The 11,871-nt window shown below is 68.1% G+C and carries 9 protein-coding genes; 4 read left to right on the top strand and 5 right to left on the bottom strand.

All coding sequences use genetic code 11. The features are described from left to right. Window positions 1–202 precede the first annotated feature (202 nt). The 5 genes from cyoD to UAJ10_RS27095 all read right to left on the bottom strand — a co-directional run bounded on the left by cyoD (window position 203) and on the right by UAJ10_RS27095 (window position 5,528). Complete coding sequence (gene cyoD / locus UAJ10_RS27115; protein WP_322918478.1) at window positions 203–586, bottom strand: cytochrome o ubiquinol oxidase subunit IV; 384 nt, start codon at window positions 584–586, stop codon at window positions 203–205. Next, the gene (gene cyoC, locus UAJ10_RS27110; RefSeq protein ID WP_322918477.1) at window positions 586–1,224 is read right to left on the bottom strand and encodes a cytochrome o ubiquinol oxidase subunit III; all 639 of its coding nucleotides are present in this window, start codon (window positions 1,222–1,224) and stop codon (window positions 586–588) included. Before cyoC ends, cyoD begins: the two co-directional genes overlap by 1 nt. A 4-nt stretch (window positions 1,225–1,228) precedes the next feature. After that, window positions 1,229–3,208 (bottom strand): cytochrome o ubiquinol oxidase subunit I, encoded by a 1,980-nt coding sequence (gene cyoB / locus UAJ10_RS27105; protein WP_322918476.1) that lies wholly within the window; start codon window positions 3,206–3,208, stop codon window positions 1,229–1,231. A 3-nt stretch (window positions 3,209–3,211) separates the two neighbouring features. Beyond that, window positions 3,212–4,108 (bottom strand): ubiquinol oxidase subunit II, encoded by an 897-nt coding sequence (cyoA, locus tag UAJ10_RS27100; RefSeq protein ID WP_322918475.1) that lies wholly within the window; start codon window positions 4,106–4,108, stop codon window positions 3,212–3,214. A gap of 652 nt (window positions 4,109–4,760) precedes the next feature. Then, complete coding sequence (locus UAJ10_RS27095) at window positions 4,761–5,528, bottom strand: FadR/GntR family transcriptional regulator (protein ID WP_322918474.1); 768 nt, start codon at window positions 5,526–5,528, stop codon at window positions 4,761–4,763. 297 nt (window positions 5,529–5,825) lie between these two features. On the opposite strand from UAJ10_RS27095, the gene UAJ10_RS27090 reads away from it, so the two are divergent. Genes UAJ10_RS27090 through UAJ10_RS27075 form a run of 4 tightly spaced genes read left to right on the top strand, consistent with a single transcriptional unit; the run spans window position 5,826 to window position 11,859 of the window. Next, entirely contained in the window at window positions 5,826–6,629 is an 804-nt protein-coding gene (locus UAJ10_RS27090) for an SDR family oxidoreductase (protein ID WP_322918473.1), read from the top strand. Between the two features lie 24 nt (window positions 6,630–6,653). Continuing rightward, the gene (locus tag UAJ10_RS27085; RefSeq protein WP_322918472.1) at window positions 6,654–8,492 is read left to right on the top strand and encodes an acyl-CoA dehydrogenase; all 1,839 of its coding nucleotides are present in this window, start codon (window positions 6,654–6,656) and stop codon (window positions 8,490–8,492) included. Between the two features lie 31 nt (window positions 8,493–8,523). Beyond that, the gene (bktB, locus tag UAJ10_RS27080) at window positions 8,524–9,717 is read left to right on the top strand and encodes a beta-ketothiolase BktB (RefSeq protein WP_322918471.1); all 1,194 of its coding nucleotides are present in this window, start codon (window positions 8,524–8,526) and stop codon (window positions 9,715–9,717) included. 45 nt (window positions 9,718–9,762) lie between these two features. Next, window positions 9,763–11,859: a 3-hydroxyacyl-CoA dehydrogenase NAD-binding domain-containing protein gene (locus tag UAJ10_RS27075; RefSeq protein WP_322918470.1), complete on the top strand. Its 2,097-nt coding sequence runs from the start codon at window positions 9,763–9,765 to the stop codon at window positions 11,857–11,859. The last annotated feature ends 12 nt before the right edge of the window (window positions 11,860–11,871 follow it).

Genomic DNA, 11,871 nt, shown 5'->3' with positions numbered 1-11,871 from the left:
CCTAGTCCTCCCCGGGTGACGGATGTCTTTTCGGGTAGGACTAACGGTTCATCAGGGTGCCGGCAATGACGAAGGCGACCACGGGACCATCCCGCCGCGGGGGCCGGGGTGGTCTCGTGGTCGCCCTGACGGTGGTCAACAGCGTGTTTTATAGGGAAGCGTTCCCCGGGGGCGGTATGACCCACCCCCGGGGAAGAACGCCTTACTCCATGGGCATGGCGCCCGGCATCATGTTGGCGTTCAGGTGGGCCATGACCCACCAGGAACCGACCACCAGGATGGCGACGATCAACAGCGTGAACAGGAAGGCGGCCATGTTCCAGGACCGGGCCGACGAGCTGTTCATGTGCAGGAAGTAGACCAGGTGCACGACGATCTGGATGATGCCCAGGCCGAAGCACACGGGGATGGCGGTCCCGGCCGGCAGGGTGCCGGACATGACCAGGCCGAAGGGGATGGCGGTCAGGATGACCGACAGGACGAAGCCGATGACGTAGGACTTCACGCTGCCGTGGGCGCCTTCGCCGTGGTGGGCGCCATGGTGGCCATGGTCATGGCCGTGAGCGGTGGTGTGTGCGGTAGCCATCACGCGGCCACTCCCGAGAGATAGACGATGGTGAACACGCCGATCCAGACGATGTCCAGGAAGTGCCAGAACAGGCTGAGGCAGGTCAGGCGGACGATGTTGGCCTGCGTCAGGCCGCGGCGCAGCACGTGGGCAATCAGCGTCACCATCCAGACCATGCCGGACAGGACGTGCAGCCCGTGGGTGCCGACCAGGGTGAAGAAGGACGACAGGAAGGCCGACCGGTCCGGGCCGGCGCCCTCGCCGATCAGCTCGGCGAACTCGTGCAGTTCCATGAACATGAAGCCCAGGCCCAGCAGCAGGGTCACACCCAGCCACCGCAGGGTGGCCGACTGCTTCTGCTTCTCGGCGGCGATCATGGCCATGCCGTAGGTGAAGCTGGACACCAGCAGGAAGGCGGTTTCGCCGGCCACGTAGGGCAGGCTGAACAGCTCCTTGGCGTCCGGCCCGCCGGCCGTCTGTCCGCGCAGCACCGCGAACGCCGCGAACACGGCGGCGAACAGGATGCAGTCGCTCATCAGGTAGATCCAGAACCCCAGCGTGGTCTTGGATCCGTCGTCGTGGTGGTGCTCGTCATGAGCCTCCACCCCGTGCAAGAGGGCGGCGTCGGCGGCCGCGACGGAATGTGCGTTGCTCATCGTCTTAGACCTGCGACGTCAGTTGCTTGAAGTACTTGCCCTCGGTCTCGGCCACCGTCTCGGAGGGGACGTAGTAGTCCCGGTTCTCGTTGAAGGTGTGGCCGATGCCCACCGCCACGGCGGCGGCGAACGCGGCGACCGACAGCCACCAGATGTGCCAGATCAGCGCGAAGCCCAGGACGGCGATGAAGCCGCCGAGGATGACGCCCGTGCCCGTGTTGTGGGGCATGTGGATCTTGCCGTAGGCGGGCAGGGGCTGCAGGCCGGCGCCGGTGGTCTGCTTCTGTTCCCAGAAGGCGTCGCGGCTGGTGACGACCGGGTCGACGGCGAAGTTGTAGAACGCCGGCGGGGACGAGGTCGCCCACTCCAGCGTGCGGCCATTCCACGGGTCGCCGGTCAGGTCGCGCAGGGACTTGCGGTTCAGCACGCTGACCAGGATCTGCAGGACGAAGGCGCCGATGCCGCAGGCGATGACCGCCGCACCCAGGGCCGCGACCAGCAGGTAGTTGTGCCAGACGACGTTGTCGACATGGTTCATGCGGCGGGTCATGCCCATCAGGCCCAGGGCGTACAGGGGCATGAAGGCCAGGTAGAAGCCGACCAGCCAGCACCAGAACGACACCTTGCCCAGGGTCTCGTTCAGCTTGAAGCCGAAGGCCTTGGGGAACCAGTAGGTGAAGCCGGCCAGATAGCCGAACAGCACGCCGCCGATAATGACGTTGTGGAAGTGGGCGATCAGGAACAGGCTGTTGTGCAGGACGAAGTCGGCGGCGGGCACCGCCATCAGGACGCCGGTCATGCCGCCGATGACGAAGGTGACCATGAAGCCCAGGGTCCACAGCACCGGAACGGTGAACTGCACCCGGCCGCGGTACATGGTGAACAGCCAGTTGAAGATCTTGGCGCCGGTGGGGATGGAGATGATCATCGTGGAAATGCCGAAGAATGCATTCACGTTGGCGCCGGCGCCCATGGTGAAGAAGTGGTGCAGCCACACGATGAACGACAGCACGGTGATGCAGACCGTGGCGTAGACCATCGAGGTGTAGCCGAACAGCTTCTTGGACGAGAAGGTGGAGATGACTTCGGAGAAGATGCCGAAGGCCGGCAGGACCAGGATGTACACCTCAGGATGGCCCCAGGCCCAGATGAGGTTCACGTACATCATGGCGTTGCCGCCACCGTCGTTGGTGAAGAAGTGCATGCCCAGGTAACGGTCCAGCGACAGCATCGCCAGCGTGGCCGTCAGGATGGGGAAGGCCGCCACGATCAGCATGTTGGAGCAGAGCGTGGTCCAGGTGAAAATCGGCATGCGCATCAGCGTCATGCCCGGGGCCCGCATCTTCAGGATGGTCGTGATCATGTTCACGCCCGCCAGCAGGGTGCCGACGCCCGAGATCTGCAGGGCCCACAGGTAATAGTCGACGCCGACGCCGGGGCTGTACTGCAGCTCCGACAGGGGCGGATAGGCCAGCCAGCCGGTGCGGGCGAACTCACCCACCGCCAGCGAGATGTTGATCAGCAGCGCGCCCGCGGCCGTCAGCCAGAAGCTGAGGTTGTTCAGGTAGGGGAACGCCACGTCGCGGGCGCCGATCTGCAGCGGCACGACGATGTTCATCAGGCCGACCATGAAGGGCATCGCCATGAAGAAGATCATGATGACGCCGTGGGCGGTGAAGATCTGGTCGAAGTGCTCGGGCGGCAGCGGGCCGGCGGCGCCGGTGGAGGCCATCGCCTGCTGGGTGCGCATCATCACGGCGTCGGCGAAGCCACGCAGCAGCATGACCAGCGCCAGGATGATGTACATGATGCCGATGTTCTTGTGGTCGACCGAGGTCAGCCACTTGGACCACAGGGGCCCCCACAGGCGGAAGAAGGTGATGCCCGCGAACAGGGCCGCACCACCCAGGACCATCATCGCCACGGCACCCATGATGATGGGCTCGTGGTAGGGAATGGCCTCGAGAGTCAGTTTACCGAACATGGATTAACCCCTCGGCTTGGCGGGATTGCACAGCTGGAGGTCGCCGCCGGCCACTTCCTTGGCCATCGCCAGGCTGACCGCCGCGTCCATGCACGTGGAACCGTCCGAGCACTTGTTGAGAATGTCGTGGTAGAGCGTGGGCTCGACCTCGGCGTAGTAGGAGACCGGGTCCTTCTCGCTGGGCTTGGCGAGGTCCCGGTACTTGGCCATCGTCAGCTTGCCCTCGCCGGCGCGCGCCTTCTCCACCCACTGGGCGAAGGCGTCGTCGGTCATGGCGTGCGCCACGAAATGCATGTCGGAGAAGCCGCCGCCGCTGTAGTTGGCGGACAGGCCGTCGAAGTCGCCGGCGGCGTCGGCCAGCAGGCTCAGCTTCGTCTCCATGCCGGGCATGGTGTAGATCTGGCTGCCCAGGCGCGGGATGAAGAAGGAGTTCATCACCGTGGCCGAGGTCAGCTTGAAGTGGACCGGCGTGCCGGCGGGGAAGGCCAGCTCGTTCACCGAGGCGATGTTCAGCTCGGGGTAGATGAACAGCCACTTCCAATCCATCGAGACGACTTCGACCTCGACGGCCTTCTTGTCGGCGACCAGCTCACGGCTGGGCTCCAGGGTGTGCGAGGACACCCAGGTGACGTAGGCCAGCACCGCGATGATGACGCAGGGGATGCCCCACACCGCCAGCTCGATCTTGGAGGAGTGGTCCCAGTCAGGCTTGAAGGTCGCCGCCTTGTTCGAGGCGCGATAGCGCCAGGCGAACAGGAAGATCATGGCGATGACCGGGACAACGACGATGAGCATCAGGCACGTGGCCAGGATGATGATCGACTTTTCCTCGGCACCGATGGGGCCCGCCGGATCCAGCAGGGCCATGTCGCAGCCGCTGAGGAAGGGCGCAGCGGCCATAAGTGCCGCCAGGGATTTTGTGCGGCCGCGAAGGCTCCGCAAAATTCTAAGGGTCGCAGTCATTCTGTCCACGTAAAGCCGTGATTGATCGTCAACTCATGATTCTAATTTTTGGGCGCTTAGCCGTTGGCGCGCTTGGGTTGTGGCGTTGACTTCTCAATGCCGGCCCTCGCCGGCCCGCCCAAAAAGCAACATCACCCGCCGCATCGCGTGAGGTTTCGCACTGCAAAAGAACTAGACCTCCGCCGCGTCATTTATCGAGTTCATTGTGCAGGGGGGATTGGACAATTGGTCCAAGGGCGCACATCGCGCCGGTCCGCGTACGCGCGGGCGCGTCGAGCCATAGATGGCTTTAGCGTTTTGAAACTAATGAGAGATTTTCAAGGCGCCGGGAGAATTGTCCGGACGGGCGCATGGTTGCCGTCCTGTGACATGCGTGTGGCGTAGGCCAGCCGTGCCCGGGGGTCAACCGCCATTCGTGGTTAAAGAGGCGCTCGCGCATCCGTTCCATCCGAAACGGTCGCCCGATTCGGAATCTACCAGCGCCACCAACGGTTTATGGTTACCGGCCCGTTAAGGGTCGTTGCCACGGTTGTGGCCGCAATTGCTGCGTGCGCGAAGCGGGAAAATGTCTCGCTTCACGGTGGTGGTCTCAACGTCGCGGCGGGGGTGCGGCGGGCGGCGCCGCGGTGGGATCCAGGGCCTCGTCCAGATCCAGGCCGGCGGTGTCGTAACCGCGGCGGAAATCCACCATGTGCTTGCGCATCCATTCCCGCGCCACCGCCGCGTCGCCGTCGGCCAGGGCCTCGACGATGCGGCGGTGGGCTTCCACCAGGCGGCGGGGGCCCACCGCCGACGTCTTGGGATGGCGGAACAACCGCTCCAGGGCGGGATAGAACAGCTGGGTCACCGGCTCGCGGGCCAGCAGCAGGGCGCGGTTGCCCGCCGCTTCCGCCACCAGGATATGGAAGGCGACGTCCAGCGGGATGATGGAGGCGCCGGCGGCGATTGCCTCCTCCGTCGCGTCCACGTTGGCGCGCAGCTGGGCCAGGCGGTCGGTGTCGATGCGGCCGGCGGCGTGGGCGGCGGCGCTGGGTTCCAAATCCATGGACACCTCCCACAGTTCGCGGAAGGTGACGCGCTGCATCACCATGGCGCGGGACAGGCGGGGCGCCAGGTCGCCGTAGTGGGGTTCGGCCACGTACAGGCGCCGTCCGGCCTCCCGCCGCACCAGGCCGCTCTGCTCCAGGATGCGGATGCCCTCACGCACGGTGTGGCGGGTGACGCCGAACTGGTCGGCCAGCTCCGTCTCCGTCGGCAGGATGTCCCCGGCGTTCAGCCTGCCGGCCAGGATCTCCCGCTCTATGGTGTCGCTGACCACCTTATAGGTGGGCAGGATGGCCAGCCGTGCGAACGCCATGCGCCGAATGCCCCTTTGCCCGCCGTGCCGGATTGGCCCGACACTGGTCCCCTTGCGGATGATGAAACCCCAGGCGGCAGTGCGCTGCGGCCCGTCCTTGTCGCAGCCCCTCTAGCACAAGCCGGCGCGTGCCGGAATTGATCTTGTGTTTTCAGGGCGATATTTCAATTGTCCAACAAACGAACAATGGCATACAGTGCCCCCGCGCGGCAACCACCCCGTAGGGGCCGGGTCGCGGTGAAATACCGGCCCCGGCAACGCATCCGGGATGCCGAACGACAGGAGGAAACGCCCATCATGTCTTCGCTTGCCGCCCCCAAGACGAATGCCTTGCATCGCCTGTTCGACCTGTCGGGCCAAGTGGCCCTGATCACCGGCGGATCGCGCGGGCTGGGCCTGCAGATCGCGGAGGCGTTGGGCGAGTTCGGCGCCCATCCCGTGCTGGTGGCCCGCAAGGCGGAAGAGCTGGAGGCCGCCGTGGCCCACCTGGCCGGCCAGGGCATCACCGCCACCGCCATCCCCGCCGACCTCAGCCGGCAGGAGGCGATGGCCCCGCTGGTGGAGAAGGTGATGGCCGACCTGGGCCGCATCGACGTGCTGGTGAACAACGCCGGCACCACCTGGGGTGCGGCGGCGCAGGACCACACGCCGGAACAGTGGGCCAAGGTGGTGGACCTGAACCTGAACGCCGTGTTCTTCCTGACCCAGGCCGTGGCGCGGGCCGCCATGCTACCCTTGAAGCGTGGGCGCATCGTCAACGTCGCCTCCATCGCCGGGCTGCAGGGGCACCACCCGCGCATGATGGGCACGGTGGCCTACGGCACCACGAAGGGCGCCCTGGTCAACATGACCCGCGTGCTGGCGGCGGAGTGGGGCCCCTATGGCATCACCGTCAACGCCCTGGCGCCGGGCTTCTTCCCATCCAAGATGACGCGCGGCACCCTGGCCAAGCATGAGGCCGACCTGGTGGCGGGCACCCCCCTGGGCAAGCTGGGCAACGACCAGGACCTGAAGGGCGCCGCCCTGCTGCTGGCCACGGCCGCCGGCGGCCACATCACCGGCCAGATCCTGGCCGTGGACGGCGGCGTCAGCGTCATCTGATCCCCGGCAGGAAGGACCTATCCCATGACCACGCCCCCGGTGCGCGCCCGCGACCTCGGCTTCCTGCTGCATGACTGGCTGGACCTGGAGGGCCTGCTGGCCTACCCGCACTTCCAGGATCACAGCGTGGAAACCGTGGATGCCATGCTGGAGATCGCGGGCCGGGTGGCGGCGGACACCTTCCTGACCCACTACAAGGTGGCCGACCAGTACCAGAACGAGCCGCACCTGGTGGACGGGCAGGTGCGTATCCTGCCCGCCATCCACCAGGCGCTGGCCGCCTTCGCGGAGGTCGGCATGTTCGCCGCCCCCTTCGATGCCGAGGTCGGCGGCCTGCAACTGCCGCAGCTGGCCTACAGCGCCGCCATGGCGCAGTTCATGGCCGCCAACGTGGCGACGTCGGCCTATCCCATGCTGACCACGGGCAACGCCAAGCTGCTGGTGCGCTACGCCAACGAGGCGCTGGTCAAGGCCTGCGCCCTGCCGGAGATCGAGGGTCGCTACTTCGGCACCATGTGCCTGTCGGAACCCCAGGCCGGATCCTCGCTGGCCGACATCGCCACCCGCGCCGTGCCCGATGGCGACGATGGGCTGGGCGCCCGCTATCGCCTGTTCGGCAACAAGATGTGGATATCGGGCGGCGACCAGGACGCCAGCGAGAACATCATCCACCTGGTCCTGGCCAAGGTGCCGGGGCCGGACGGCAAGCTGATCCCCGGCACCCAGGGCATCAGCCTGTTCGTCGTGCCCAAGGTCCTGGTCCCGGGCTCGGACCACGCCAGCCAGCGCAACGACGTGGTGGTGGCTGGCCTGAACCATAAGATGGGCTATCGCGGTACCGCCAACTGCCTGCTGAACTTCGGCGAGGGCGCGCACCACCGGCCGGGCGGCCAGGCCGGGGCCGTGGGCTATCGCGTCGGCGCGGTGGGGCAGGGCCTGCCCATCATGTTCCAGATGATGAACAGCGCCCGCATTTCCGTCGGCCTGGGGGCGGCCATGCTGGGCTACCGCGGCTATCGCCTGGCGGTGGACTACGCCCGCGACCGCCGCCAAGGCCGGCCGATTGGCGGCAAAGGCGGGGCGCCCGTCGCCATCATCGACCACCCCGACGTGCGCCGGCTGCTGCTGGCGCAGAAAGCCTACGCCGAGGGCGCGCTGGCCCTGGTGCTGTATTGCGCCCGGCTGGTGGATGAGGAACTGCACGGCCCCGCTGAAGGACGGGATGAGGCGGCCGGCCTGCTGGGCCTGCTGACCCCCGTCGCCAAGACCTGGCCCTCGGAATGGGGCCTGGCCGCGAATGACCTCGCCATCCAGGTGCATGGCGGCTACGGCTACACCCGCGATTTCGATGTGGAGCAGTTGTACCGCGATAACCGCCTGAACCCCATCCATGAGGGCACCACCGGTGTCCAGGGCCTGGACCTGATGGGCCGCAAGACCTTGAAGGATGACGGCGCCTCCCTGGCCACCCTGCGGCACCGGGTGACCGCGACGGTGGAGCGGGCGCGCCATCTGCCGGCCCTGGCCGACTTCGCCCACGTGCTGGACGTCACCTGGGCCCGCATCGGCGCCCTGGTGGGCCACCTGAAGGCCGCCGGCGACGACGTCGCCAGCCTGGCCCAGGCGACATCCTTCCTGTCGGCCTTCGGCCATGCCGTGGTGGCCTGGCAGTGGCTGGACCAGGCGGTGACGGCGGGCAGCCTGCCCCCCACCGATGACCCCGACGAGGCGGCCTTTCGCGCCGGCAAGCTGGCCGCCTGCCGCTTCTTCTTCGAGACGGAGGTGCCGCGCGTCGATGTCTGGCTGGGCATCGTCGGTCGGCGCAGCGACCTGACCCAAACCTTCGATCCCGCCGGCTTCTGAGCCGCGACTTCATGAGACAAGGAAAGACACCATGACCGACGTGTTCATCGTTTCCGGTGTGCGCACCGCCATCGGCGATTTCGGCGGATCCTTGAAGGACGTGGCGCCCGGCGAACTGGCGACGAAGGTGGCCCGCGCCGCGCTGGACCGCGCCGGCGTGGCCAACGACGCCGTGGGCCATGTCGTCTTTGGCCAGGTCATCCCCACCGAACCCCGCGATGCCTATCTGGCCCGCGTGGCCGGCATCGGCGCCGGATTGCCGGTGGAGGTGCCCGCCCTGACCGTGAACCGCCTGTGCGGGTCCGGCCTGCAGGCGGTGGTGTCGGCGGCGCAGGCCATCCTGCTGGGCGACTGCGATGTGGCGGTGGCCGGCGGGGCTGAGAACATGAGCCGCGCCCCCTATCTGCTGCCCGACGCCCGCTGGGGCAGCAAGATGGGCGACGCCCGGGTGGTGGACACCCTCAACGGCACCCTGTCCGACCCCTTCGACCGTAGCCTGATGGGCGTGACGGCGGAGAATGTGGCCAAGCGCTATGGCATCAGCCGCGATGACCAGGACGCGCTGGCCCTGGAAAGCCACCGCCGTGCCGCCCGCGCCCAGGCCGAGGGCCGCTTCGCCGACCAGATCCTGCCGATCGAGATCACGGTGAAGCGCCAGGCGGTGCAGTTCGCCACCGACGAGCATGTGCGCCCCGACCTGACGCCGGGCGATCTGGCCAAGCTGCGCACCGTGTTCCAGAAGGACGGCACCGTCACCGCCGGCAACGCCTCGGGCATCAATGATGGCGCCGCCGCCGTGGTGCTGGCCTCGGGCGAGGCGGTGAAGCGCCTGGGCCTGGCGCCGATGGCCCGCCTGGTGGGCTATGCCCATGCCGGGGTGGATCCGGCCTACATGGGCATCGGGCCCATTCCGGCGACGCGCAAGCTGCTGGCCCGCACCGGCCTGTCGGTCCAGGACCTGACCGTCATCGAATCCAATGAGGCCTTCGCGGCGCAGGCCTGCGCCGTGGCGCGGGAGCTGGACTTCGACCCCGATCGGGTGAACCCGAACGGCAGCGGCATTTCCCTGGGCCACCCCGTGGGTGCCACCGGCGCCATCAACCTGGTGAAGGCGACCTATGAGTTGCGCCGCGTCGCCCATGAAAGTGGTAAGGGTGGGCGCGCGCTGGTCACCATGTGCATCGGCGGCGGGCAGGGCATCGCCGCCCTCATCGAAGCCGTTTAACCTGACCCCGCCAGGCCTGATCCCCGCCAGGAAGGAAGCCGCCCCATGCCGGTGAACATCGATATCCGCGACGGCGTCGCCGTCCTGACCCTGAACCGCCCGCCGGTCAACAGCTTCGACCTGGCGCTGCGCCGCGACCTGCGCGCGGCGCTGGCCATGGTCATGACCCGGCCGGACGTGGAGGCCGTGGTGCTGACCGGCGGCACGCGCCACTTCTCGGCCGGGGCGGACATCGAGGAATTCGCCGCCGGCACGCGGGGCGGGGCCACGGCCGTGCCCACGTTGCCCGATGTGATCATCGACCTGGACCAGGCGGCCAAGCCGGTGGTGGCCGCCATCGCCGGCACCTGCCTGGGCGGTGGGCTGGAGGTGGCGCTGGGTTGCCACCATCGCGTGGTGGCGGCCAACGCCACCCTGGGCCTGCCGGAGGTGAAGCTGGGCATCCTGCCGGGGGCCGGCGGCACCCAGCGCCTGCCCCGCGCCATCGGGGTCAAGGCGGCGCTGGACATGATCCTGTCCGGCACGCCGGTGAATGCCGCCACGGCGGCCAAGCTGGGCCTGGCCACCCTGTCCACCGGCGACCTGGTGGAGGACGCCGTGGCCGTGGCCAGGCAAGCGGCGCGCGATGGCGCCAAGCCGCGCCTGTCCCTGCAACGGGCGGCATTGCCGGCGGACGCCGGCGCCGACTGGTTCCAGCGCCAGATCGACGGGCTGAAGCGGCCCCTGCCCGCGCCCCTGGCCTGTATCGAGGCGGTGCGGGCGGCGGTGGAACTGCCCTTCGGCCAGGGCCTGCAGAGGGAATTCAACCTGTTCCGCGAATTGGTGGTGACGCCGGAATCCAAGGCGCTGCAATACGCCTTCTTCGCCGAGCGCCGCGCCGCCCGCATCGACGGGCTGAGCCCCGACGTGCAGCCCCGGGCCATTGAACGCGTGGCGGTCATCGGCGCCGGCACCATGGGGGCGGGCATCGCCACCGTGGCCGTCAACGCCGGGCTGGAGGTCATCCTGCTGGACCGGGATGAGGCCGGGGTGCGCAAGGGCGTGGCCGGCATCACCAAGGGTTACGACGCCGCGGTGGCCAAGGGCCGCCTGGACGAGGCGGAGCGCGACCGCCGCCTGGGCCGCCTGCACACCGCCACGGATCTGGCCGCCTGCGCCGCCGTCGACCTGGTGATCGAGGCCGCGTTCGAGGACATGGGCGTGAAGCAGGACATCTTCCGCACGCTCGACAAGGTCTGTGGGCCGGACGCCATCCTGGCCAGCAACACCTCCACCCTGGACCTGGACGCCATCGCCGCCGTCACCGGCCGGCCGCAAAGCGTGGTGGGCCTGCACTTCTTCAGCCCGGCGCCGGTGATGCGCCTGCTGGAGGTGGTGCGGGGGGCCGAGACCGCGCCCGAGGTGCTGGCCACGGCCATGGCGCTGGCGCGCAAGCTGGGCAAGGTCGGTGTCGTCGCCGGTGTCTGCAACGGCTTCATCGGCAACCGTATGGTCGAGGAATACCTGCGCCAGGCCTACTTCCTGGTGGATGAGGGCGTGCTGCCCTGGCAGGTGGATGGCGCCTTGGAGCGCTGGGGCATGGCCATGGGCCCCTTCGCCATGATGGACCTGGCGGGCAACGACATCGGCCGCGCCATCCGCGCCGGTCGCAAGGCGCTGGGCGATGAACGCCCCTATTCCACCTTCCCCGACAAGATTTGCGCGCTGGGCCGCTTCGGGCAGAAGACCGGCAAGGGCTATTACCAGTACGACTTAGCCACGCGGGCGCGGGAAACGGACCCGGAGGTCGACGCCCTGGCCCAGGCCCACGCGAAGGAGGTCGCCCAGGAATTCGGCCTCAGCCCCCGCGTCATCGGGGATGAGGAGATCGTGGCCCGCTGCCTGCTGGCGCTGGCCAACGAGGGTGCGGCCCTGCTGGGCGAGGGCATCGCCCAGCGCGCGTCGGACATCGATGTCGTCTATCTCAACGGCTACGGCTTCCCCGCCCACAAGGGCGGGCCCATGTTCCACGCCGACAGCCTGGGGCTGGAAAACGTGCTGCGCCTGATGGAGGGTTTCCTGGACGGCTACCAGGGCCAGTTCTGGAAGCCGGCGCCCCTGTTGTGGGAAAAGGCCAGCGCCGGCGGTCGCCTGACCGCCTGACCGTCCGAGCGG

The organism is Nitrospirillum guaranorum (genome assembly GCF_034653275.1).
Classification (GTDB): domain Bacteria; phylum Pseudomonadota; class Alphaproteobacteria; order Azospirillales; family Azospirillaceae; genus Nitrospirillum.
This window is presented reverse-complemented; position numbering and strand designations above follow the sequence as displayed.

What these genes read in the sequence shown, in the direction of transcription:
- UAJ10_RS27085 (WP_322918472.1), top strand. Translation starts at nt 6,654, where the DNA reads ATGACCACGCCCCCGGTGCGCGCCCGCGACCTCGGCTTCCTGCTGCAT.
- cyoC (WP_322918477.1), bottom strand. Translation starts at nt 1,224, where the DNA reads ATGAGCAACGCACATTCCGTCGCGGCCGCCGACGCCGCCCTCTTGCAC.
- UAJ10_RS27090 (WP_322918473.1), top strand. Translation starts at nt 5,826, where the DNA reads ATGTCTTCGCTTGCCGCCCCCAAGACGAATGCCTTGCATCGCCTGTTC.
- cyoD (WP_322918478.1), bottom strand. Translation starts at nt 586, where the DNA reads ATGGCTACCGCACACACCACCGCTCACGGCCATGACCATGGCCACCAT.
- cyoA (WP_322918475.1), bottom strand. Translation starts at nt 4,108, where the DNA reads ATGGCCGCTGCGCCCTTCCTCAGCGGCTGCGACATGGCCCTGCTGGAT.
- UAJ10_RS27095 (WP_322918474.1), bottom strand. Translation starts at nt 5,528, where the DNA reads ATGGCGTTCGCACGGCTGGCCATCCTGCCCACCTATAAGGTGGTCAGC.
- UAJ10_RS27075 (WP_322918470.1), top strand. Translation starts at nt 9,763, where the DNA reads ATGCCGGTGAACATCGATATCCGCGACGGCGTCGCCGTCCTGACCCTG.
- bktB (WP_322918471.1), top strand. Translation starts at nt 8,524, where the DNA reads ATGACCGACGTGTTCATCGTTTCCGGTGTGCGCACCGCCATCGGCGAT.
- cyoB (WP_322918476.1), bottom strand. Translation starts at nt 3,208, where the DNA reads ATGTTCGGTAAACTGACTCTCGAGGCCATTCCCTACCACGAGCCCATC.